Raw genomic sequence first — 22836 nt, 5'->3', positions numbered from 1 at the left:
TGTTACCGGGCGCCTGCCCAGTCTGTTATTCGATTGAGCCCTGTATTCAGCAGCTCCAGGGCTGCAGCTTCGCTGCCGGCCTCCGTGTAGCAGCGCATTTCCGGGGCATTGCCGGACGGGCGGAAATGAATGATGCCGCCATCTCTCAGCGTCACCCGAAGTCCGTCGATGTCGGATTTCGTCGCTACCTCGCCGATCGGCTGCAGGAAAGCCGAGAGATTTTCGTCCGAAGCACGCAGATGTTCCATCAGTGCGGCACTCGTCTCCAGCGGAAAATTCTCCAGGCGGTCGGCGGCGGCAAAGGGCAGCTGATAGGAGGCGGCAACGGCCGAAAGCGGCTGCTTGCGGATGGCTGCGAGCGACAGGATCGCGAGCATCGGGATAAAACAATCGCGTGTCGGCAAGGCACGCACGTTCCGGCCGTTGATATCAAAGGCGGTTGCGGTCAGCAGCCCGCCATTGGCTTCAAAGCCCATGACATGATCCTTGCCAGCCGCCACGGCCTCTTCCATGCCTGAAATGACGAAGGGTGAGCCGACGCGGGTGCGCCGCACGGCGAAAGAGCCCGCGGCCTCGATGCCGGAATTGGAGGTAACCGGTGTCACCACCGTGCCGGCGTCGAGGAAATTGGCTGCCACAAGGCCGAGAAGGTCGCCGCGCAACGGCGTGCCGGTTTCGTCTGCGACCAGCGGACGGTCGCCGTCGCCATCGGTCGAGACGATCGCATCGAACTTGTGCTCGGACACCCAGCGCTTCATCAGCGTGATCGTCTCGTCTGAAACGGCTTCGGTGTCGACGGGAATGAAACTCTCCGAACGTCCAAGAGCGGTGATCTCGGCGCCGTAATGGGCGAGAACATCAACCAGCAGGTCGCGGGCGACGCTGCTGTGCTGGTAGACACCGATCTTCATGTCGGACAGCGCGCCCTGCGGAAGCAGGGCTGCATTGCGTTCGAAAAAGAGCTGCCGGCAGATCGCTTCATGCTCCTCCGTCTCGGCTGGCGCCTGCGCCACCGTTTCACCGGTTCGCTCGATCTCGGCCGCCAATGCGGTGATAGCAACCTCGTCCGATTTGTCGATCTCACCATCCGGGCGATAAAACTTGATGCCGTTGCGGTCCGCCGGAATATGCGAGCCCGTCACCATCAGGCATGCGGCCTTGCTCTCGAGACCATAGAGGGCAAGGGCGGGTGTGGGGACGGTGCCACAGTCGAAGATCCGGAAGCCGAGGGCGGCAAGCGCACCGGCACAATTTCCCGAGATTTCAGGGCTTGAATCGCGAAAATCGCGGCCGATCAGAATGACGTCGCCGGCCCGCGCCTTGCCGGTCTGCAGCAGATATTTGCCGAACGCGGTGGCGTAGAGGGCAGAGGCGCGTCCCTTGAGGTCGACGGAAAGTCCGCGAAGGCCGCTCGTGCCGAATTTCATGGGAAGACATGGCTCCGATTTCACCATCAAAGTTCTACTCAGGCCGCCTGCCGGCGTAAATACCAAAGCCATCATATAGTTAAATACGGACGACGATGCCTCGGACAGCCTCGCAATCTTCTCTCACCGAATTCTGAGGGTGTAGACCATTGCCGAGCCGGCAGGCATTGCAGCGTAGATCGATTTTGTTAGAACCGTGTGTCCGTTGTTTCGTCATATGCGAAGGATTTTCCTAGATGAGCGATACATCCATCAGTCTCGAGGGGAGCTGGAAGGCCGCGCTGGAGGGGGAGTTTTCGAGCCCCTACATGCAACAGCTCAAATCCTTCCTCGTCACGCAGAAAGAGGTCGGCAAGCGGATTTTCCCCAAGGGCAGCGAATATTTCCGCGCCCTCGATCTGACGCCGATCTCCAACGTCAAGGCCGTCATCCTCGGCCAGGATCCCTATCATGGACTTGGGCAGGCCCATGGGCTGTGTTTCAGTGTCCGGCCGGGCGTGCGCATACCGCCCTCCCTGGTCAATATCTACAAGGAGATGGAGACGGATCTTGGCATAGCGCCGGCACGTCACGGTTTTCTCGAACATTGGGCAAAGCAGGGCGTACTCCTGCTGAACAGCGTGCTGACCGTCGAGGAAGGGCAGGCGGCTGCTCATCAGGGCAAGGGGTGGGAACGCTTCACCGACGCCGTCATCCGCAAGGTCAACGATGAATGCGAATCCGTCGTCTTCATGCTCTGGGGTTCCTATGCCCAACGCAAGGCCGCCTTCGTCGACACGACGCGGCATCTCGTGCTCAGAGCGCCGCATCCCTCGCCACTTTCGGCCCATAACGGGTTTTTCGGCTGTGGGCATTTTTCGAAGGCGAATGCCTTCCTGCAGTCGCGCGGCCGTGCGCCGATCGACTGGCAATTGCCGGCCGATCCCCATGGGGCCTAAGCGGGACGCAATCTTTCAGATTCGCTGCTGCACACTTTTGCGCGACATGCTTTAGTGTGAACACAAGTCGATGTTCGTTCACTAAAAGAAGACAATGCGTTTTGCTCTGCGGGTCTGTTATACGGGCGCTTCAGCGCGCATCTTAGCCTCATCGAAAGCCCGCAACGGCGGGCATGAAAGGGGTTTGACATGCTCGATCAGATCAAGGGTCTGCACCACGTCACGTCGATGGCGCAGGACGCCCGCACCAACAACCAGTTTTTCACCCATGCGCTCGGCCTGCGCCGCGTCAAGAAGACTGTCAATTTCGACGCGCCTGATGTCTATCACCTCTATTATGGTGACGAGACCGGTGCGCCCGGCACGGTCATGACCTATTTCCCGTTCCCGAAGATGGCGCAGGGCCGTCCCGGCACCGGAGAGGTCGGCACGACGGTGTTTTCCGTTCCCAAGGGTTCGCTCGGCTTCTGGAGCGATCGCCTTGCCGCGCTTGGTGTCGGCGGCCTGAAGGCCGAGGAAAGTTTCGGCGAAATGCGGCTGAATTTTTCCGGCCCCGATGGCGATGGCTTCGCCCTCGTCGAGGTCGAGGATGATACCCGCCAGTCCTGGACACATGGCGGCATCAGCGAGGACCATGCCATTCGTGGCTTCCACTCCGTCGCCATGCGGCTGAGGGACGAGGGCGCAACGGCCGAACTCCTGAAGTTCATGGGCTATGAGGTCGCCGAGGAAAGGGACGGCGTCAGGCGGCTGATCATGCCCTCCGGCAATGGCGCGCATCTCATCGATCTCGAGACCATGCCGAACATTGCCCGCGCGCTTCCCGGCGCCGGCTCCGTCCACCATGTCGCCTTCGCCGTCGAAAACCGCGAGAAGCAGCTCGAAGTGCGCAAGGCACTGATGGACACCGGCTATCAGGTCACGCCGGTGATCGACCGCGATTATTTCTGGGCGATCTATTTCCGCACGCCGGGCGGCGTGCTGTTCGAGGTCGCGACCAATGAACCTGGCTTCGACCGCGACGAGGATACGGCTCATCTCGGCGAAGCCCTGAAACTGCCGCAGCAGCACGCCCATCTTCGCGCGCTGCTCGAGCAGCACCTGCAGCCGCTCGAAGCGTAAGGAGAGGCGATATGACCGAAACCGGATATGTGCACCGGCTGCATGCCGGTGCACCTGATAAACCCATCCTGCTGGTGCTGCACGGCACGGGTGGCGACGAGAACCAGTTTTTCGACTTCGGTCGGCACCTGCTGCCCGAAGCGACGATTCTCTCGCCGCGCGGCGATGTTTCCGAACACGGCGCGGCGCGGTTCTTTCGCCGCACCGGGGAGGGGGTCTACGACATGCCCGACCTTTCCCGGGTGACGGAGAAGATGGCCGCCTACGTCAAGGCATTCGCGGACGAGTACCAGGCTTCCAATATTCTCGGCCTGGGTTTTTCGAATGGCGCAAATATTCTTGCCAATGTCCTGATCGAGAAGGGTATCTTCGATGCCGCGGTTCTGATGCACCCGCTCATTCCGTTTCAACCCGAAGCCCAGTCGCCGCTGGCGGGAAGAAAGGTGCTGATGACGGCCGGGCAGCGAGACCCGATTGCGCCTGTCTCCATGACCGAGGCGCTGTCCGAACATCTGAAAAACCGAGGGGCGGAGGTCAGGACGGTCTGGCATCCCGGCGGTCACGAGATTGCGCCGCTCGAGATCGATGCGGTCCGCGATTTTCTCGGCCGTTATTGACGTGTGCACCGCCGCTCGGCGGGAAAATGATTGCGGGACCGGGAATGCCGGTCCCGCATCTTTGCTGGAACAATGATCCTATCGTCGTGATCGATAGGACATTAGGGGCGAGGAGGATATTTGCCCCTGATTGCCTTCATGTAGAAATTTCCCGGTGATTCCGCCATCGTCAACCCGACGACGACGCCCTTGGGAACGCCTTCATATTCTCGCCTCTGACCGTTGGTCAGATAGACCCGTAGATGCCGGCTGTCTTCGTCGTAGGTGATCGCCTCGATAAGTTTCGAATCAACCGCAGTTTCCACTTTGCACCCCGCAGTTTTGGATCTGAGATTCCTGATCAAGAAATGTCATTCACACTCGCAACGCGCCATCATCATGCTGCGCCGCGGGGGCGTCAAGCATCATCTTCTTTAACGTTTATTTTTCCCTGATGGCTCTCGTTATGGTTGATTTTTGCAGCTTTTCCGAAGGTCTCGCCTGTGGATATCCGATACCCGTGGCTCCTCCATTTGGGGAATATTAGCCGATAACGTCGCGAGAAACGCAATAATCGCCGGTTTAACGTCGGATTAACCATCATATAGCAAACTATAGCGTAATATTAACCGCAGCACCCTCCCAAGTATGAATGATTACATCCGCAAGACCTCGCCGCTGCAACGACCAATATCGGTGTTGCCGAGTCGCAGGCGCTGCGCGCTCAAATGAAGACCACGCAGGAGACTCTTGCGCTTTCAATCGGGAGCCACAAGGATGGACGATCATCCTTGCTTGATGTGCTTGATGTGCTTGATGTGCTGGATGCGCAGCGTTCGGCCGCGACCAGTCAGACCAACCTGCCGCAGGCGGTGCAGCAAATGGCGAAGGACTATGTCACTCTGAATGTGGCAATTGGTTCCGGTTACAACTTCGGTGGGCCGCGATCAGGCCAAATTCTTATGAACACTGAGCCTCATGCCGTTGCAGCGATGATAAGAGATGGATTATTTCCGACAACCCGCCATTCGGTCGGGTCTCATAAATGGGTTCCATGTTTAACTATCTAGGGCCATGGCGACAACAGATACAGATACTGGCTGGCAACCGTAAAAAACGCGCTCGGCTGACGTTTGCCGAAGGCGAATTCGCTGCGGTCTACGCGATGAGCGATGTTCACGGCTGTTATAATGAACTCGTTGAGGCACATCGCCGCATCGAGCAGGATGCCGCGCGCATTCCGGGACCGAAACTCATCGTCATGCTCGGCGATTATGTCGATCGCGGGCCCGATTCGAGCGCGGTGCTGGAGTTCCTGAGCAAGACCCCGCCGCCGGGGTTTCAACGTCTCGTCCTGTGCGGCAATCATGACGCGGAGCTGGTGAAGCTCTATCGCAAACCGGCGAGCATTCTCGAATGGCTCGGCTTTGCCGGAACGGAGACGCTGCACTCATACGGTATCGATATCGAGCATCTGCTGCAGTCGGCGGCTGGAAGCGAAACAATCGCCCGCGTCATTCGCAACATGATACCCGAACGGCATATCCAATTCCTTGAATCATTGCCGATCATGGTGCGGATGGGAAGGGTCGTCTTTGTTCATGCGGGCATCAAGCCGGGCATCGACCTCAAGAAGCAGAAGGACAGTGACCTCATGTGGATCCGTCAGCCCTTCCTGAATGAAGGGCCGCAGCTTCCTGTCCTGGTGATCCATGGGCACACCCCGGCGCGAATCCCGACATTCGGTCCGCAACGCATCGGCATCGACACTGCGGTTTCGGCGACGGGCCGGCTGACCGTGCTGACGATAAAGGGAACGCGGGTCGGAATTCTTTAAGTCGGCGAGCATGGTGTCGTCCGAAACGCTTGCACTTTCGGCATCATGCTCAAAACCAAACGCCGCGGTTTATGCTCCGCGGCGTCAGGACGATCAGATATTCAGCAGGCTATCTCAGGCGCCGGTCACGTCCTGATAAAGGTTGGTGCCGATGCCGGTATAGGTAAAGCCGTGTTTGCGGACCTCGTCGCTGCGGTAGATATTGCGCAGATCGACCAGGATCGGAGCGCGCATCGACTGCTTCAAGCGATTGAAATCGAGCGCGCGGAACTGGTTCCATTCGGTGACGATGACAAGCGCATCCGCACCAGCGGCTGCTTCATAAGGGCCGCTCGCATATTCGATGTTCTCGATCACCTTACGGGCGTTTTCCATGCCCTCGGGATCGTAGCCAACCACTTCGGCTCCGTTGTCCTGCAGGGTCTGGATGACTGCGATCGCCGGGCTGTCGCGCATATCGTCGGTGTTCGGCTTGAAGGTCAGGCCGAGGATCGCGATCTTCTTGCCGCGAATGTCTCCGCCGACGGCCGAAATGACTTTGCGTCCCATTGCCCGCTTGCGGTTGTCATTGATCGAGATCGTCGTCTCGATGAGACGCATCGGCGCGTCGTAATCCTGCGCCGTCTTGGCAAGGGCAAGCGTATCCTTGGGGAAGCACGAACCGCCGTAACCCGGGCCGGCATGCAGGAACTTGGAGCCGATACGGCCGTCGAGACCGATTCCGCGCGAAACGTCCTGGACGTTTGCGTCGACCCGTTCGCAGAGATCGGCGATCTCGTTGATGAAGGTGATCTTCATTGCGAGGAAGGCATTGGCCGCATATTTGATCAGTTCCGAGGTGCGGCGGGTGGTGAAGACCAAGGGGGCCTGGTTGAGATAGAGCGGGCGGTAGACCTCGGTCATGGTTTCGCGCGCCCGGTCGTCGTTCAGCCCGATGACGATACGGTCGGGCCGCTTGAAGTCTTCGATCGCCGCACCTTCACGCAGGAATTCCGGATTGGAAACGACGGCGACATCCGCCGCAGGATTGGTTTCGCGCATGATGCGCTCGACCTCGTCTCCCGTGCCGACCGGCACGGTCGACTTGGTGACGATGACCGTGAAGCCTTCCACATAGGTGGCAATCTCGCGTGCAGCGGCATAGACATAGGAAAGGTCTGCGTGGCCGTCGCCGCGCCGGGACGGCGTGCCGACTGCGATGAACACGACATCGGCGCTGCGGACACTTTCGCCGACATCCGTCGAAAACGACAGTCGGCCGGTGCTGGTATTTTCGGCGACCAATTGTTCCAGACCCGGCTCGTAGATCGGAATGCGGCCTTCGCGAAGGGCTTCGATCTTACTCAGATCCTTGTCGACGCAGATGACGTCGTGGCCGAAATCCGCAAAGCAAACGCCTGAAACGAGGCCGACATAGCCTGATCCAATCATCGTGATGCGCATATTTCCCTCAAATCATTAGAGTAGAACGTCATGCTGCGTCGCAGCATGAGTTCGTCATAGTTAATCTGGACGAAAAGACAATACCGAAGATCGCCTGGTACCCATATCGGAAATCGAACTCCGGGCACCGCAGCTTACCGCGCGCTGCCCCGTCGATAGCCAAAACATAGGTTTGTGTGGGCGATATGACAAGTCGAGCGGCTCGTCAGAGCAGGCTCGACTTCAATCCGGAAACTGGATCAATCAGTCTATGTCGCTGCCTCGGCTGTTATAGCCGATACCAGACGTAGGGGTCTGTTCCCGATTGAATCTTGTCCCAGCGCAGATCGGTATCGCGCCAGTTCTTGATGCTACTTTTCCGGTTGTCGAGGACGAGATCGCCCCTGTCGGTCCTGACGACGAGGACCGCATGTCCTTCACCGGAGGGCGTATATGCCGTCGCGATCCGCAAAGCGCGCGACGACCAGCCCATCGCGATTAGCCGGCTGCGCTTGGTCAACGCGAAATCTTCGCAGTCGCCGCTGCCATTTACCTTCCAGACGTCGCCATTCAGTTCGTTGCGGGAGTCGTTCCGGCCGACCATCGTGCGATTGACGGCGGTGTTGACGTCATTCAGTTGCAGCATTTGCTTGTCGGTCATCGCAACGACCGCCAAACCGTTGTTGTCGCGGCATTCGGTCGGGTTCTGGGCGCAGAACAGCACCTGGGCGAAAGGCGGAATGATCTTGCCTTTTTCAGAGATATAACTGACCGCCGAATTACCGGTCAGACCGCGGGCAAAACCTGCGGGACCGGCGGCAAATGCCGAGCACGCATTGCCTGCTGTAAGGGCCAGTGCCAGAAGTGTAACGAATGTTTTCTTCATCTCTTAAATCCCTGTCAGGACAACCGATTGAGATCAGGCTTGCCTTTTTTCTCGGTCAATGGCATGGCGATCTGATGATCTGCCAAGTATTGGGCGCAGAATATCTGTCCCGTTTCTGCTGCTTGGAAGGAGCATAGCCGGGCCTTGTCTCGATTGGCTTAAACCTTTCGCGACAATTTTAAACGATGTGGAATTCTGTTACACTTTAGCACGCAAGTGCTTGATGTTCAACTTATGTTAGTACGAGTAAATTAATCTCTTTGGTTGCAATGGCTTTGGTCGCTGCCTACTCTGGTAAACGAATTCACATGTTCTCCAACCTCATCAATAAGCGGGTCTTGCGAGAGGTTTTGCTTTTTGCCTTCATCGGCCTCGTTATATTGACGCTCATACCGTTCGGGAGCGTTACACCCTTTCCCTTCGCCTTCGCCGCGATCGGGATGTTTGTCCTCGCCATCATTTCGGGATTGCTGTTTAGAGAGCCGAGACAAAGCAGATGGGTTTTCAGTATCGCTTTGTTTCTACTCGTCGTCCTGGCGGGCTGGGCGTTCATCCAAACCACCGAACTGCCCGCCAATTGGTTGGCGAATCCCGCCTGGAATGCTGCGCGTGACCTTGCAGGTGCCCAGTCCGCGGCGATCTCGGTCGAACCGGCCGACACGCTCGCGTCGATCCTCTGGGTCGCGCTGCCTTTCGTCACGTTCCTGACCGGGCTTCTCTTATGCGATACCGATCAGCGCGCGAGGAAAGTGCTCACCGGGCTCGGGCTTACGGCGGGTATCATCGCTGTTTTCGGCCTGATGCAGTTTTTGCTGTTTCCCAAAATTTTGATCGTCGTCGAAAAACACGCCTACCTCGACAGCCTGACTGCGGTCTTCGTCAACCGTAATACTGCTGCGACCTTCCTCGGGCTTGGAACGCTGCTGATGCTGACCTTGGTCAGGGATATTACCCGAGCCTATTCGAAGTATCCGCCCGGCGAGCCGGGCCGAAACGCTCTCCTCTTGAGATCGTGGATCTATATCCTGTTCTTATGCGCATGCTTCACCGCGCTGATGCTGAGCCGCTCGCGCGCCGGGATATTTGCGACCTTTGTTGCCGCTCTCGTCTATTTTCCATGGCTTGTCATTAATTGGAACGGCTCGAGGCGTCATCTGAGACCGGCGCCAAGATGGCGTTCGCTGCTGAAGCTCCTCTCGGCGATTGCTTTCGTCGTACTGTTGCTGACCGTGTTTGCGGGCCAGGCGATTTTGCGTGCGCAAGAGCGGCGACTCGAGGATGACGATCGGTTTTGCATTCTGCCGGGCATATGGCGTGCCGTCTCGGATCATTGGTTGACGGGAACGGGGCTCGGAACCTTCCGGACCGTGTTTTCCGCCTACCGCGATCCGGCTTGCGGTATTTTTGGAGTCTTCGACCGTGCGCATAATTTCTATCTCGAAGGATTTCTGGGCCTCGGAATATTGTTCCCGATTGCGACAGTCCTTGCCTTGTCGGTGCTTGCCAGAGTGTTCTGGCACGGGCTCGCCCAAAGACGGCGTCTCAGGCACTATGTTCTTCTTGGCCTAGCGGCGACCGTTTTGGTCGCCCTTCATGCGGCGGTCGATTTTTCGCTGCAGATACCGGGTTTTGCTGTGTTTTACTCCGCCTTCCTGAGTGCGGTTGTCGCGATATGTCTCGGGCGTAGCAACGGAGAGGCGGACATGGCATATGAGCGGCCGTTAACCACGTAAAGTTTAAATGGATGGATTTTAATAAGATTTTCGGAAAAGATCGATTGTGCAGGTGCGAACGGTTGACTCTGAAACCCAAGAAATTTTATAGCGGGTGCAGCCTTCGGATTGTTGCGACGCAAGAAAAGTCGGGCCGAAGTCGTTTTTCGCTTCCTAAGGGGCTCGGCGTTGCCAGCCTGCCACAGTTAGGGGATTGTTAATCGGCTTTCAGTGTTATTGATCGGGGATTGTCTTGTATTTTGTCAGATCGCGGGGCAGTAGCTTCAAGGGCGTCAACACAGGGTATTCTATGGGTTGTTCTCGTATCGGTAGTACACGCGTCGCCATTGTTGTAGCGCTGACGACTATATTGGCAAGCTGCACGTCGTTACCAAGATCCGGTCCCGATCACAAAGACGTTGATCGAGATGCAGCGGTGAAAGTGACGACGAAGGAACGTCGTGTCGGTATCGACTACGCCCTGGTTGATCTCAGCAAGAACGTTCTGTCGTATTTTACCGCTCCCCAGCCGACCTCGTTCAAAGGGTTTGGTGGTGGCCGAGGCGGGGCGCCCGAAATTCCACTCGGTTACGGCGATGTCGTTTCGGTTGCCATCTTCGAAGCTCAGTCCGGCGGTCTCTTCATTCCGTCCGATGCAGGTAGCCGACCCGGCAATTACATCTCGCTGCCAGAGCAGACCATCGATAGAAACGGAACGATCACAATTCCCTATGCGGGTCGGGTTCCGGCTGCCGGTCGCCTGAAGGAGACCGTAGAGCAGGACGTCGAGGATCGCCTGGCGAGCCGCGCGATCGAACCGCAGGTAGTTATTACGACAACGACAAGCCGCTCCAGTCAGGTTGCCATCCTCGGCGATGTCAACAATCCGCAGCGCGTTGAGATCAGCCCGGCGGGTGAGCGTGTTCTCGATGTCATTTCCGCCGCGGGCGGTTTGACGACCAACAATATCGAAACGAATGTGACGCTGCAGCGCCGCGGCAAGACGGCAACCGTCGCCTACACCACGCTGTTGAAGAACCCGGCCGAAAATATCTATGTCGCACCGGATGATACGATCTCGATCGATCATGAGCGCCGTACCTTTCTTATGCTCGGCGCCGCAGGCACCAGTGGCCGCTTCGATTTCGAAGAGTCTAACCTGACCCTTGGAGAGGCAATCGCCAAGGCGGGCGGCCTGCGCGACGACCGCGCCGATCCGGCTCAGGTCTTGCTCTATCGTCTTGTCCCGAAGAAAACGGTTCAAGCGATGCACGTGGACACGACGAGATTTGCGAGTGAAATGGTTCCAGTGATCATCCGTGCGAACATGCGTGACCCGGCAACCTTGTTTGCTGTTCAGCAGTTCAAGATGGAAGACAAGGATATTATCTATATTTCCAATTCGGACTCTGTTGAACTGGTCAAGTTCCTTGACATCGTGAACTCGGTATCATCCACTGTTTCCGGAGTGACCGACGATGCGAATGATACCCGTAACGCGGTACAGGATCTTGGAAATTGATTGAAATAGGTCGCCGGCATCGGTCTGAATGATCGATGCCGGAGGCTTATAGCGGATTTGATGAAGGAAATTGTGGTTATGGCAAGATCGGCTGTTTATCGTAAGCTTGCATATAGCGGAATTGCCGTCGCGATGTATGTCGGCATGAATTCAAGCGCCTTTGCGGCAGCCTGCCTAGGACCGGCAAATCTGACATCCGTCGATATAAGCGGGTTTACGGCTAGCCCCGCCGTCCTGCTCGACATGTCCGATCCGTTGGTTCTGTCCTCGCGTGTTCGCGCGCTGGTCGGAAGCAGTAATGATGCGCTGTCGCCGGTGATCGAGCAGGCCAAGAAGGCTAACGCCGTACAGATGGCGGCGATCGGCTCCGGTCTCGGGCGGGCTGCAAACAGCTGCCAGGTGACGGATCCGCAATTCAAGCTAGCGATCGAAAAGGCTGTTGCCGACGCGGCGAGCGCTGATCCGAACCTGGCGCCGCTGCTTGCAGCCTTTGCAAAGGTCCTTGCCGAAGGCGGGACCGCGGCGCTCGGCCCGGGTGCAAGTGCCGCCGCCGCATCGGGCATTGGCAATGACGGGCAAGTTGGACAAACCGGGCCTGGAGCGGACGATGGTACGCCGTTCGACGGCGCTGCGACGACTGCGGGTACGCTGAAGGTTTCGAATGCCGGCTCGGATGATTCATCGTCGACTTCAACGACGACGATCGTCAGCACCGGAGCGGGAGGCCAGTCGTCTACCGACCCGACGGAGTCGACGAGTCAGAGTGTCCCGGTCATACAATAGCTGGAATTGCCCTTAGATCTTAGCGCTTGACGCCTTTGTTGGAGATCGAAATTGCTATCGCCAGATAAACTTACGCCGCGTATCGACCCCTCCCGCGATACCGGAAATGATGCTGATTTCATCGATTTCGACAAGCTCATCGCAATCGCCCGCCGACAGTGGCGGATGGTTGCGGCGTGCGGTTTCGCCTTTGCCATTCTCGGCATTGTGTATGTCTTGACTTCGGTGCCTGTCTACACCGCCGACACCAGCGTGCTGATCGACCGCAGCGATAGTCAGGTGATCAACCAGCTGGCGGCGTTCGGCCAGATGGACGATGACGAAGGTACTGTCCTCAGTCAGGTCGAGCTGTTGAAGTCCGACACCATCGCCTATGCTGTTGTCGACAAGCTGAAACTCGTCGACAATCCGGAGTTCATGGGACCGAAAAGCTCGCTTTTTTCTGTTTCAACGTTGAAATCCTTTATGAATTTTCGGTCGTGGTTTGCCGATGACGCAGCCGTCGCACCTGATCCGGAAATGAGGCGGCGAGGCGCTGCCGAGACTGTCGCAGGCAATATCGATGTCGAACGCGTCGGCCGCTCCTACGTCCTCGATGTCAGTTATACAGCGCAGTCGCCGGACCTAGCGCGTGATATCGCGGCTGGGATCGCCGACGTCTATCTGGTCGACAAGCTCAATTCGAAATACGAGGCGACGCGCCGGGCCGGCCAATGGCTGCAGGAGCGCATCGAAGAACTCCGGCAGCAGGCGCTGGACACCGACCTTGCGGTTCAGAAATTCCGCGGCGAGCATGGGCTTGTCGAGGCCGGATCCGGTACGCTGATCAGCGAGCAGCAGCTTTCCGAGATCAATACGCAATTGATCAATGCGCAGGCCGAGACGGCAAAGGCCGAGGCACGGTATGCGCGCGTCAAGTCGATCATCGACGCCAAGCAGACCGATGCGATCGTCACGGATGTGCTCGACAGCTCCATTTCCAACGACCTGCGCAAGAAATATCTGGAGGCTTCCAAGCTTGAGACCGAAATTGAGGCGCGGCTCGGTCCCGATCACGTCCAGGCGGTTCGGCTTCGTGCGGAAATGGAAGAATATAAAAGGCTCATGTTCGATGAGTTGAACCGCATCGCCGAGAGCTACCAAAGCGAGCTGCAGGTCGCAAAATCGCGGGAAAACTCTTTGCGCGACAGTGTTACACAGGCGACGGGCGTAGCCGCAACGGCTGGCGAAACGCAGGTACAGCTTCGCGAGCTCGAGCGCACGCGCGATACCTACAAGAATCTCTATCAGAGCTTCTTGACGCGCTACCAGGAAGCAATTCAGCAGCAGAGCTTTCCGATTACCGCTGCGCGCATCATCACGACGGCGGAGACGCCGACGAAGCCGAGCGCTCCGAAGAGAGCTCTCGTTGTTGCTTTCGCGATGTTCGTAGGATGTGCATTTGGCAGTGGTATAGCGGCCTTCCGCGAATTCCGAGATCGGTTCTTCCGCACCGGCGATGATGTCCGGGACGTGCTTGATGTCGAGTCTCTCGGGGTCATGCCGCTGATTGAAAATAACGTCGACGATCCGACGCTCGTTGATCCCAGCAATCCGCGAAGCATCGCCAGGGGCGGAAAGACGACGACCTATGTCGAGGAGCATCCACTCTCGGCATTTGCCGAGACGCTTCGAAGCGCCAAGATTGCGATCGACCTCAGTGCTGCCGATCAGCGCTGCAAGGTCATCGGCGTCGTGTCGAGCTTGCCTGGCGAGGGGAAGTCGACGACATCCATCAATTTCGCCAAGCTTCTGGCAATGCAGGGTGCGCGTTGCCTGCTTATCGATGGCGATATGCGCAATCCCGGTGCCACCCGGGCGATCGGCCGCCATGCCGAGGCCGGCTTGCTCGAGGCGATCGTCGACAGCCGTCCGCTCAAGGACCTGATCCTTCTCGATCCCAAGACAAAGCTGGCATTTTTGCCGACGGTGGCAAGGTATCGTGTTCCGCATTCGTCGGAACTGCTTGCCTCACGCGGCATGGATCAGCTTCTTGAAACGGCGCGTCAAAGCTTCGACTATATTATCGTCGACCTACCGCCCTTGGCGCCGGTCGTGGATGCGCGCGCTATCAATTCGAAACTCGATGCGGTGGTTTTCGTTATCGAGTGGGGAAAGACATCGCGCAAGGTCGTGCAGTCGACCCTGCTGTCCGAGCCGGAACTCTATGCGAAGTGCGTCGGTACTATCTTGACCAAGGTCGACCCGTCGCAGATGAAACTCTACCGGACATTCGGTTCGAGCGAATACTATTATAAGCGTTATTCGCGATACTATACCGAAAGCTGATGTTCCGCAGTCAGTCCGTTTCGATTACCAGGATCGCCTTCGTTATCGTCAGCGTCGTCTTGGTGGTGCTGGCCGGTCGAGAGCTCTACGCTTCGATAAGAACGGCCAGCATCTCGATCGTCGCCGAAAGGATCGAGCGTGGCGAGACCGTTGCGGATGATGTCGTGACCAAATATGCGTCGCGCAGTGTCGACGTCGTTGACGGACACTATTGCCGATCCGACATCGTGGCTGCTGGCGTAACCCTCGTTCTGGCGCAACTCGATCGGCAGAATGTCAATGTCAATTACGACGGCTGGGCCGCTGCGGCCTCGAGTGCGCGCCAATATCTGCGGCATGCGCTTTCGTGTATGCCGACGAACAGCAATTTTTGGCTTCGTCTTGCGGCTGTGCAGTCGACAATTGCGGAAGAGCCGGCCTCGATCGCGGGAATGATGAAGCGTTCGGTTGCGCTTGCGCCGTATGACCAGGTGATGATCCTGACGCGATTTTATTTCTGGAACGATTTCACCAATGCAACACTCGCCGCGGCAGCGCGCGCGCTCGATAGCGATCTCATGACCATGCTGAAACGGGGCGATCGTTGCAGGGTCAATGCCACGATAAGAGAGATCAGCCCACAGCTTCGCCCGATCTTCGATCGAAGCTGGACGAGCGTTGGAGAGGCCGCGACGGCGCGGTTCCGACAGCGCTGCAGCAAGTAAATCATCGAGACAGGTTTTTAAAGACTGTTCCGAGTTCGTTGCCAACAGGCTGAGCACCCATGGCTCTTTCTCTTGACGCGACTCAACTTGCACAAAACAACGCCCGCCGTCTTCGCTGCGGGCGTGTTTTTGATTGGCTATTGACGATCAGACTTCTGCGTCCGCGCCATTGATGTTGAGCGTCAGAACACCGGCGTCGGTGTGGCCTTCGCCGTCGGAGATTTTGTAGAACTGGATGGTTTCCGTGACGTGATCGCCCGGAGCAACATCTACTGCCAGATCATAGGTGAATGATCCATCCGCTTTTACATGGAACGTGCCATAGGTGCCGGCGACGTCGGTCGTTGCGCTCGGGTCGCCGTTTACGGTCGTGGTGCCGAACTGACGGAGGAAGAGATGACCATTGTCGCCGGCAATGTCGTTGTCCAGAGCGTTGCCGCCGATGGCGTCGCCTTCGGTGAAGCTGTAGTGGTCGTCGACCGCGATCGGCTTTACCTGGGTTACGCCCTGAATGTTCAGGGTGAACAGGCCGACATCGGTATGACCGCTGCCGTCGGAGATCTTGTACGCGACTTTCTCCTGGAGCAACTCACCATTGGTGAAGTTGACCTTGGCAGCATCGCTTAGCACATAGGTGTAGCTGCCATCGGGCTTAACGAAGAAGGTGCCGTAGTCGCCCTGGATCTCGGTGACCTGGCTGTTGCCGCTCTTGGCGCCTACGCTCGCGCCGTCGAAGGCGCGCAGGAACAAGTGTCCGTTATCGGATGAATCGTTGGAAAGCAGATTTCCTGAAATGGCGTCGGTTTCCAGGAATGTTGCACTATCGTCGGTTGCGTGAACAGCCATCAGTTCTCTCCTTGAATTATTCTTTGCTAAGTCAATTCTGACCTTTAGCGAGCTGGTCGATTAAGGATATCTTAATACAGAGAGTCAAGGGTGCAGTTAACAGCAAGTGAACATATTCGGGTGTATAGTACAATAATGACACACCTGTAACACGCATAAGGCGATGAAACGCATGGTAATTATTGCGTTAATAATAAGTGAAAGTGCAAATGGCAGATGCGGACCTCTGTTTCTTCAGAGGAGAAGAATGTTTATTCAGGGGCAATTTATAAGAATACGTTGCGGTTCTGATGCGCAGATGAGATGTTGATATAATCACTATGGGTTACAGCGTGAAAACTCAATCTTGCTTCGGCTCCCGCACCGGCGCCTGCTTTTCGACGAAGTAACTGGTGCCATGATTTTGTAACATTTGTTTATCAAGTAATGCTTCTCTCGAGGCGCAATTGGCGTAAACTAATACGCGATGCGTGGAGAGTAATTTTATTTACACTAGAGATATTTGGTAACATCGCACCTAACTGTGCGACGCAATTTTGTTGCAATGCAAAATATTCAAGAAATGAAGATGTTTTGTGGTCAGCTTAAGAATTATCGCGAGATAGAACGCATTTTAGTGTTCCATTTTAGCAGGCAGAGAGAGGTCCGCGGTTAAAAGATTTTCCAGTATCTTTGGGAGATCACGGCGTGACCGTCTACTATGTAAATTCGGCAACAGGATCCAATCAGAACAGTGGAGTGAGCGAGCAGTCGGCTTTCGCGACGCTTTCCGCTGTCGAATCCCTGAGGCTAAAGCCGGGAGACAGCGTGCTGCTTGCCGCCGGAAGCGTGTTTAACGAGCAATTCGACCTGAAATACTCCGGCACTGTCAGTTCTCCGATTACAATTGGCAGTTACGGCGTTGGCGATGCGCCGGTTATTCACAGCAGCAATGACGGTATCCACGGCTCGAAGGCTTCAAACATCATCGTGGAGAACATCAAGATTGCTGATACCGGGGGTGCGGCGATATATGCGGGAAATGTCTCCAACTGGACCGTCCGCAACGTCGAGGTCGAAAATACCGGACTTGCCGGCAAGCCCGGTTCCGTCAATTTCCAGAGCAGCCAGAACATTACCATCGAGAACAGCAAGATTTCCGGGGTAAATGGAGACGGCATCTGGATGGATAAAGTGATTGGCGTTACCATCGTTAATAATCTGGTCATCAACAGCCAGGGCGCTGCGGCAGACGCCGTTCAGTTGAACGACAGCAGCAATATCCTGATCAAGGGTAACCACCTAGAGCAGACGGAGACCAATAGCGCAAAGGGCGTCCTGGTGCTTGTTCGGGCTGTGGATGCAGCGGTCGAGGACAACACCGTGATCGGCGGCGGTTTCGGGATAGGTGCCAACGCGGGCACGAATATCGCCATCCACGACAACGACATCTCGGGATACGGCGGCTATAGTTGGTCCTACGGTATCGGCCTTGGCGATCAGGGCAATGCGACAAATTACGATATCAGTGGAAACTATATCCATGACGGCGTCTGGGGCGTGTCGATCAGCGCTGCAGGTTACCCAAGTTATACACGCACCGATATCGATATTTATGGTAATGTCTTTGACGACCTGTCGTCCTCGGCGCTGAAGGTCGACAGGCCTGCATCCGGCTCTTTCTATGATAATATCATCGACAGCGCGGTGTCGACGTTGACGATGCCGGTCGCAATTGTCCTCCAGAGCACCTTCTCGATCAACGACAATAAGACGCTGGAGCAAGCGCAGGCCGAAGTCGACGCTGCGACTGGCAACACCCAGTCCAACAATGAGCAGACGCCTACCACGCCGGTTGTGGAGCCGTATGTCGAACCGTCAACACCGACGCAGACAAGCACTCCGGCGCCCGCGGCCGAAGCGCAGGTTCCGACCGCACCCACCGTCGCCGTTCCCAGGATTGTCGCAGCCCATGACAGCCTGAAAATCTCCACGGACACGGGCAGCGCCTATCATGGCAACCTTCTCGAAAACGATAGCGCAATCAATGGAACCGTGCTGCTTCGTCGCTTCGGTGACAGTGCAGTGGATAAGCATGGCCTGACGCTGACCGGGAAATACGGCGTCATCCACGTGGAGAGCGATGGTGATTACACCTATACCGTCGATGCGGTGAAAATCGCCGGTCTCAGCGGAAAGGTCAGTGAATCCTTCCAATACAAGATTTCTGACGGCGCTTCTCACATCGATACCGACTCGCTCGGCGTGTATATCAATGTGGACGCGTTCCATAGCAGCCAAGCGTCGCACCTGCTGGTTTGAATCACGCCAAATTTAGAGAGCGCCGGCCCCGCTGTTCAACACTTGAAAGCTTGATGATGAAGGGGTGTCGGCGGTCGAAGGCCGGGGAGATGCGGATAAAAAAATATTTCCGCCGTTCATAGGAAAAATGAACTATAGATTGAATTTATAGTTAATGCCTCAGTAAACGTCGCCCATATGCGCGCCACGCGTTCATTCCTCTGCGCCGTTGTTGGGCAATTTGCGATTTTCACTTGCTTAGGTTGGTATATTTAGCGTAGCGTCAAGTCAGAATCCCTGAAACCGCTCGTTATAAATTGGAATTTTTGGTCACTTTTTGGTTGGATTCATGTAATAGGTCGTGGGCTTGCAAGCGGGTCCGGCGCCGTGTCGGGGTCCAAGGCAGTCGTGTCATTGATCGGGCGTGATGGACCCGGAGCTAGAGTGTGCGCGGGCATATTTGCTTTCGTGCGATGCGGTAAGAGAGGGATTACTTCGTGTTTCAGAGTTCAGCAGCTGATGTCAGCGAGCCATCCAAAGCATTGAGGAAATGCAAGGGGGGACTTGTCTTCATTGGAATAGCAAGCGCGCTTATCAATATCCTCTATCTTACAAGTTCATTTTTTATGCTTGAGGTGTATGACCGGGTCATCCCCAGCAAAAGCATACCCTCGCTGGCGGTCCTGGCAATACTTGCATTAATGCTTTACGTCTTCCAAGGAGCGTTCGAGGTTCTGCGAAGCAGGATGCTCGTGCGTGTTGCCGGCGCGCTTGACGAGATGGTAAACGGACGTGTGTTCCGGGCGCTGATCAAGGCTCCGTTGAAGGTCAAGATCGGCGGCGACGGGCTTCAGCCGCTGCGCGACTTCGACCAGATCAGAACCTTCCTGTCCGGCATGGGCCCGACGGCGATGTTCGATCTGCCCTGGTTGCCGTTTTATATCGTGATCTGCTTCCTCTTTCATCCGGCGATCGGATATATCGCGATCGGTGGATCGCTGGTTCTCGCCATTCTGACCTTCCTGACCAATCAGGGAACGCGTACGCTCTCAAAAAAGCAGTCTGACTCCGCCAATATGCGAAATGCCTTTGCGCAGACCTCGATCCGCAATTCCGAGGTCATTCACGCCATGGGCATGGCGGGTACGATGGCCGAGATCTGGGACCGCAAGAACAGTGAATACCGGACGATCACCCGGCAGGCATCGGATGTCGGCAATGGGTATGCCACCTTGTCGAAGATTTTCCGTATTGCTTTGCAATCGGGAACGCTCGCGACCGGCGCAATTCTGGTCATCCAAGGACAGGCTTCTTCGGGAATTATCATCGCCGGCTCGATATTGACCTCTCGCGCCCTGGCGCCTGTCGAAGCGGCGATCGGAAATTGGCGTGGTTTCGTTTCTGCCCAGCAGAGTTGGGCGCGGCTTTCGAGCCTGCTGAAAACCATTCCTGAGATTCCAGCCCCCCTTGCGCTCGCGGCTCCCACCAAGCAAGTCACCGTCGAGGGCTTGGCAAGCGGACCGCCAGCGGGCCAGCGCCTGGTCATCTCCGATGTCAGCTTCGGCTTACGGGCAGGGAGCGCGCTTGGGGTCATTGGTTACAGTGCCTCGGGTAAGTCGTCGCTGGCGCGGGCGATGATGGGCATCTGGCCGACAGTCAGAGGATCCATTCGCCTCGATGGCGCGGCACTCGACCAGTGGGACGGTGACGCACTTGGCCGGCATATTGGTTATCTCCCGCAGGATGTGGAGCTTTTCTCGGGGACCGTCGCGCAGAATATCTGCCGTTTCGCGAAGGAAATGTCGCCAGAGACGGTGGTTGCCGCAGCGAGGGCGGCGCGTGTTCACGATCTCATTCTTCGTCTGCCGAACGGTTATGAAACCGAAATCGGCGAAGGTGGTGCCGCGCTTTCAGCCGGCCAGAGGCAGCGTATCGCGCTTGCAAGAGCGCTTTACGGCGAACCATTCCTCGTCGTGCTCGACGAACCGAACTCCAATCTCGACGAGGAAGGCGAGCGGGCGCTGAGTGCCGCGATCATGAGCGTGCGTGCACGCGGCGGCATTGTCGTTGTCATCGCACATCGGTCCGGCGTTCTGGCGGTCTGCGACTTCGTGCTGATGATGCAGGATGGCCGCATGATCGCGTTCGGTCCCAAAGAGGAAGTTCTCGCAAGGGTCAGCCGGCCGGAAGCGGCGCGCACGCCGATTGCCGAGCGCGTGGCTCAGCTTAAAGTCGTGGTCGACGGCATGAATGCGGCCGAATAGGCCAGAGGGAAGATTGTGAATAAAGTTATCAGTGAATCGAAACGCTCCCTCAATCGGCATGTTGCCGTTGTCGGTGTGTTGTCGATAGCCCTCGTTTGCGGCATTGGCGGTTGGGCGGCGACGACAGAGCTTTCGAGCGCAGTCATCGGCGAGGGCGTGATCGTCGTCGACGGTGATGTCAAGAAGGTCCAGCACCTGACAGGCGGTATCGTGTCGGAATTGCTAGTCTCCGAAAACGACCATGTGACGGCAGGGCAGGTGCTGATACGGCTCGATGGGACGACGACAAGAGCGAACCTCTCGATTGTCGAAAGCACGCTCGCTCAGCTTTATGCACGCCGCGCCCGTCTGAAGGCGGAACGAATCGGCGCCGATTCGTTCGAGGTCGAGGAAAACATCAGCGATCTGACTTCCAGCACCTCCGCGGCGAAGCTTCTCGATGGCGAGCAGAAGTTGTTCGACAGTCGCAGGACGGCGCTTATCGGAATGAAGAGCCAGTTGGCATCGCGCAAGGACCAACTGGGCGAGCAGGTAAAGGGGTTGGTCGTTCAGATCAATGCCACCAACGATGCCTTGGGCTTGATCGAACAGGAGCTCGAGGGCATTGATACGCTCTACAAGAAGGGGCTCGTCACGCTTCAGCGTTTGAATACGCTCAAGCGCGCCCGCGCCGATCTCCAGGGCAATAGCGGCCAGGAAATCGCAGCTAAGGCGGAGGCCGAGGGTAAGGCAATCGAGATCGATCGCCAGTCGATCCAGCTGGATGAGGATCGTCGTTCGGAGATCGCAAAGGACCTGACCGACGTCGAGGCGCAGATCGCCGAATATGAAGAGCGCCGCGGAACGGCGCTCGATCAGCTGCACCGTCTCGACATTACCGCACCGTTGACGGGGCGAGTTCACGAACTTTCGGTTCACACCGTCAATGGTGTCATTGATCCCGGTCAGACGTTGATGCTCGTCGTTCCCGAAAATAACGAACTTATGGTCGAGGCGAAAGTCGCCACCCGCGATATTGACCAGGTTCACGTCGGCCAGTCCGTCGATGTGCGTTTCAGCGCTTTCGATCAACGCACGACGCCTGATGTGAGCGGTGAGATTACCTCGATCGCGCCCGATATCGTCAAGGATGAGCGCACAGGCATCAGTTACTATCCGCTGCGCGTCAAGCCGAAGGCTGAAAGCATTGCCAGGATGAAGACGATAAAGCTCTATCCGGGCATGCCGGCCGAGGTCTTTATCAAGATCGGCGACCGGACCGTAATATCCTATCTGACGAAGCCGCTGACCGATCAGATGCAGCACGTATTTCGCCAGGAGTGATTGGCGGCTGTTTCACGTCGTTAATATCCTCGGCGTCCCAAAGCAGCCATCCGCCAAGGTGAGGTTGGATAGTTTCGCCTTGCTCGAAAGGGCATGATCGGCCGTTTCACGAAATTGTCACAAGCCTGCTGCAAGGTCTCCCCATGATGTGTTTGCTGCCTTGGCGAGCCGGGCCGACTGCGAGGCGACCGGTTTATGGATTGGTTCTGTTTCTGGCGTGTCTGGTGATGTTTTCAGCGGTCAAAAGCGGCCATGCCGATAGTCCACAACCGCTGAAAATAGTGGCTTTCGGAACGTCCTTGACGGCCCGCGGGGGATGGCAGTCCGCTCTTGAGACAGGGCTTTCAGCCTGCCTGCAAAGGCCCGTGAAAGTCGAGAGCGTTGCAAAGAGCGGCGAGACGTCACTATGGGGCCTTGCCCAAGTTGATCGCGTCATTGCCACGCAGCCGGATATCATCCTGATTGAACTCTATGCCAACGATGCGACATTGCATCGGTTCGTGTCGCTTGCGCAAAGCCGAAAGAATATCGGCGATATCCTCGACCAGCTCCGGCAGCGCCTGCCGCAAGCGCGGATCATTGTCATGGCCATGAATCCATTTTCAGGATTGCGTGGGCTGATCCGTCCCTTTGTCGACAGTTATGTCTCAGCCCATCAGGCAGAGGCGGAAAAACGTGGTCTGGAGTTTGTCGACCACCGGCCCAACTGGGAGCGTCTGACGCCGGATGATCTGGCCACGGCGATTCCTGATGGCGGGCATCCTCAGCCCGACATGGCCTCCAAAATCATCGCGCCTGAACTCATCAAACGTATCGCCGGCAAAAATTGCGGAGAATGAAAATATT

At 56.9% G+C, this 22836-nt stretch carries 18 protein-coding genes and 1 pseudogene; 14 read left to right on the top strand and 5 right to left on the bottom strand.

What is annotated here, in order from left to right:
* Positions 1 to 2: 2 nt before the first annotated feature.
* Positions 3 to 1427: a phosphomannomutase gene (locus AC2444_RS16390; RefSeq protein WP_012758629.1), complete on the bottom strand. Its 1425-nt coding sequence runs from the start codon at positions 1425 to 1427 to the stop codon at positions 3 to 5.
* Positions 1428 to 1663: 236 nt separating this feature from the next.
* Between AC2444_RS16390 and ung the strand changes: the two genes are divergently transcribed.
* From ung to AC2444_RS16375, 3 genes are all read left to right on the top strand, one after another.
* A complete protein-coding gene (gene ung / locus AC2444_RS16385) occupies positions 1664 to 2365 on the top strand; it encodes a uracil-DNA glycosylase (protein ID WP_012758628.1) in 702 nt (233 codons plus the stop codon).
* A 189-nt stretch (positions 2366 to 2554) separates the two neighbouring features.
* A complete protein-coding gene (locus AC2444_RS16380) occupies positions 2555 to 3487 on the top strand; it encodes a VOC family protein (RefSeq protein WP_012758627.1) in 933 nt (310 codons plus the stop codon).
* An 11-nt stretch (positions 3488 to 3498) separates the two neighbouring features.
* On the top strand, positions 3499 to 4104 hold the full coding sequence (locus tag AC2444_RS16375) for an alpha/beta hydrolase (RefSeq protein ID WP_012758626.1): 606 nt from the start codon (positions 3499 to 3501) through the stop codon (positions 4102 to 4104).
* A gap of 101 nt (positions 4105 to 4205) precedes the next feature.
* Here the strand turns inward: AC2444_RS16375 and AC2444_RS16370 are convergent, their stop codons facing one another.
* Positions 4206 to 4448 carry a KTSC domain-containing protein gene (locus AC2444_RS16370; protein ID WP_012758625.1) on the bottom strand — a complete coding sequence of 81 codons (243 nt, stop codon included), beginning with the start codon at positions 4446 to 4448 and terminating at the stop codon, positions 4206 to 4208.
* A 348-nt stretch (positions 4449 to 4796) separates the two neighbouring features.
* Between AC2444_RS16370 and AC2444_RS16365 the strand changes: the two are divergent.
* Together AC2444_RS16365 and AC2444_RS16360 are read left to right on the top strand one after the other, a co-directional pair.
* A pseudogene (locus AC2444_RS16365) lies at positions 4797 to 5033 on the top strand (TolC family protein); the annotation flags it as partial.
* Between the two features lie 95 nt (positions 5034 to 5128).
* On the top strand, positions 5129 to 5920 hold the full coding sequence (locus AC2444_RS16360) for a metallophosphoesterase (RefSeq protein ID WP_041935568.1): 792 nt from the start codon (positions 5129 to 5131) through the stop codon (positions 5918 to 5920).
* A 114-nt stretch (positions 5921 to 6034) separates the two neighbouring features.
* Here the strand turns inward: AC2444_RS16360 and AC2444_RS16355 are convergent, their stop codons facing one another.
* Both AC2444_RS16355 and AC2444_RS16350 read right to left on the bottom strand, forming a co-directional pair.
* Positions 6035 to 7363, bottom strand: a complete 1329-nt coding sequence (locus AC2444_RS16355) for a UDP-glucose dehydrogenase family protein (RefSeq protein ID WP_012758623.1) — start codon at positions 7361 to 7363, stop codon at positions 6035 to 6037.
* 268 nt (positions 7364 to 7631) lie between these two features.
* A complete protein-coding gene (locus AC2444_RS16350) occupies positions 7632 to 8228 on the bottom strand; it encodes a transglutaminase-like cysteine peptidase (RefSeq protein WP_487762896.1) in 597 nt (198 codons plus the stop codon).
* 308 nt (positions 8229 to 8536) lie between these two features.
* On the opposite strand from AC2444_RS16350, the gene AC2444_RS16345 reads away from it, so the two are divergent.
* The 5 genes from AC2444_RS16345 to AC2444_RS16325 all read left to right on the top strand — a co-directional run bounded on the left by AC2444_RS16345 (position 8537) and on the right by AC2444_RS16325 (position 15277).
* On the top strand, positions 8537 to 9961 hold the full coding sequence (locus AC2444_RS16345) for an O-antigen ligase family protein (protein WP_012758621.1): 1425 nt from the start codon (positions 8537 to 8539) through the stop codon (positions 9959 to 9961).
* 289 nt (positions 9962 to 10250) lie between these two features.
* Positions 10251 to 11462 carry a polysaccharide biosynthesis/export family protein gene (locus AC2444_RS16340; RefSeq protein ID WP_050563528.1) on the top strand — a complete coding sequence of 404 codons (1212 nt, stop codon included), beginning with the start codon at positions 10251 to 10253 and terminating at the stop codon, positions 11460 to 11462.
* 78 nt (positions 11463 to 11540) lie between these two features.
* The gene (locus tag AC2444_RS16335) at positions 11541 to 12245 is read left to right on the top strand and encodes a hypothetical protein (protein ID WP_012758619.1); all 705 of its coding nucleotides are present in this window, start codon (positions 11541 to 11543) and stop codon (positions 12243 to 12245) included.
* A 51-nt stretch (positions 12246 to 12296) separates the two neighbouring features.
* The gene (locus tag AC2444_RS16330) at positions 12297 to 14573 is read left to right on the top strand and encodes a polysaccharide biosynthesis tyrosine autokinase (RefSeq protein ID WP_003561870.1); all 2277 of its coding nucleotides are present in this window, start codon (positions 12297 to 12299) and stop codon (positions 14571 to 14573) included.
* Positions 14573 to 15277 (top strand): hypothetical protein, encoded by a 705-nt coding sequence (locus AC2444_RS16325; RefSeq protein WP_012758618.1) that lies wholly within the window; start codon positions 14573 to 14575, stop codon positions 15275 to 15277. The genes AC2444_RS16330 and AC2444_RS16325 overlap by 1 nt, the downstream gene beginning before the upstream one ends.
* A gap of 147 nt (positions 15278 to 15424) precedes the next feature.
* Here AC2444_RS16325 and rapA2 read toward each other — a convergent pair whose 3' ends face one another.
* On the bottom strand, positions 15425 to 16123 hold the full coding sequence (gene rapA2 / locus AC2444_RS16320) for a calcium-binding lectin RapA2 (protein ID WP_012758617.1): 699 nt from the start codon (positions 16121 to 16123) through the stop codon (positions 15425 to 15427).
* A gap of 687 nt (positions 16124 to 16810) precedes the next feature.
* Between rapA2 and AC2444_RS16315 the strand changes: the two genes are divergently transcribed.
* From AC2444_RS16315 to AC2444_RS16300, 4 genes are all read left to right on the top strand, one after another.
* On the top strand, positions 16811 to 18424 hold the full coding sequence (locus AC2444_RS16315; protein ID WP_012758616.1) for a right-handed parallel beta-helix repeat-containing protein: 1614 nt from the start codon (positions 16811 to 16813) through the stop codon (positions 18422 to 18424).
* A 476-nt stretch (positions 18425 to 18900) separates the two neighbouring features.
* Positions 18901 to 20667 carry a type I secretion system permease/ATPase gene (locus AC2444_RS16310; RefSeq protein ID WP_012758615.1) on the top strand — a complete coding sequence of 589 codons (1767 nt, stop codon included), beginning with the start codon at positions 18901 to 18903 and terminating at the stop codon, positions 20665 to 20667.
* Positions 20668 to 20682: 15 nt separating this feature from the next.
* Complete coding sequence (locus AC2444_RS16305; RefSeq protein WP_012758614.1) at positions 20683 to 21990, top strand: HlyD family type I secretion periplasmic adaptor subunit; 1308 nt, start codon at positions 20683 to 20685, stop codon at positions 21988 to 21990.
* A gap of 143 nt (positions 21991 to 22133) precedes the next feature.
* Positions 22134 to 22829, top strand: a complete 696-nt coding sequence (locus AC2444_RS16300; RefSeq protein ID WP_012758613.1) for an SGNH/GDSL hydrolase family protein — start codon at positions 22134 to 22136, stop codon at positions 22827 to 22829.
* Positions 22830 to 22836: the final 7 nt, after the last annotated feature.

The sequence above is a fragment of the Rhizobium sp. WSM1328 genome (genome assembly GCF_057653715.1).
The sequence above is the reverse complement of the archived record's forward strand: the minus strand, read 5'-3'. Positions and strand labels throughout refer to the sequence as shown.

Bases quoted from the DNA above. Each gene is read 5' to 3' on its own strand.
- AC2444_RS16375 (WP_012758626.1), top strand. From the start codon at position 3,499: ATGACCGAAACCGGATATGTGCACCGGCTGCATGCCGGTGCACCTGAT.
- AC2444_RS16390 (WP_012758629.1), bottom strand. From the start codon at position 1,427: ATGAAATTCGGCACGAGCGGCCTTCGCGGACTTTCCGTCGACCTCAAG.
- AC2444_RS16335 (WP_012758619.1), top strand. From the start codon at position 11,541: ATGGCAAGATCGGCTGTTTATCGTAAGCTTGCATATAGCGGAATTGCC.
- AC2444_RS16360 (WP_041935568.1), top strand. From the start codon at position 5,129: ATGGGTTCCATGTTTAACTATCTAGGGCCATGGCGACAACAGATACAG.
- AC2444_RS16340 (WP_050563528.1), top strand. From the start codon at position 10,251: ATGGGTTGTTCTCGTATCGGTAGTACACGCGTCGCCATTGTTGTAGCG.
- AC2444_RS16345 (WP_012758621.1), top strand. From the start codon at position 8,537: ATGTTCTCCAACCTCATCAATAAGCGGGTCTTGCGAGAGGTTTTGCTT.
- ung (WP_012758628.1), top strand. From the start codon at position 1,664: ATGAGCGATACATCCATCAGTCTCGAGGGGAGCTGGAAGGCCGCGCTG.
- AC2444_RS16380 (WP_012758627.1), top strand. From the start codon at position 2,555: ATGCTCGATCAGATCAAGGGTCTGCACCACGTCACGTCGATGGCGCAG.
- AC2444_RS16355 (WP_012758623.1), bottom strand. From the start codon at position 7,363: ATGCGCATCACGATGATTGGATCAGGCTATGTCGGCCTCGTTTCAGGC.
- rapA2 (WP_012758617.1), bottom strand. From the start codon at position 16,123: ATGGCTGTTCACGCAACCGACGATAGTGCAACATTCCTGGAAACCGAC.
- AC2444_RS16300 (WP_012758613.1), top strand. From the start codon at position 22,134: ATGATGTGTTTGCTGCCTTGGCGAGCCGGGCCGACTGCGAGGCGACCG.
- AC2444_RS16350 (WP_487762896.1), bottom strand. From the start codon at position 8,228: ATGAAGAAAACATTCGTTACACTTCTGGCACTGGCCCTTACAGCAGGC.
- AC2444_RS16325 (WP_012758618.1), top strand. From the start codon at position 14,573: ATGTTCCGCAGTCAGTCCGTTTCGATTACCAGGATCGCCTTCGTTATC.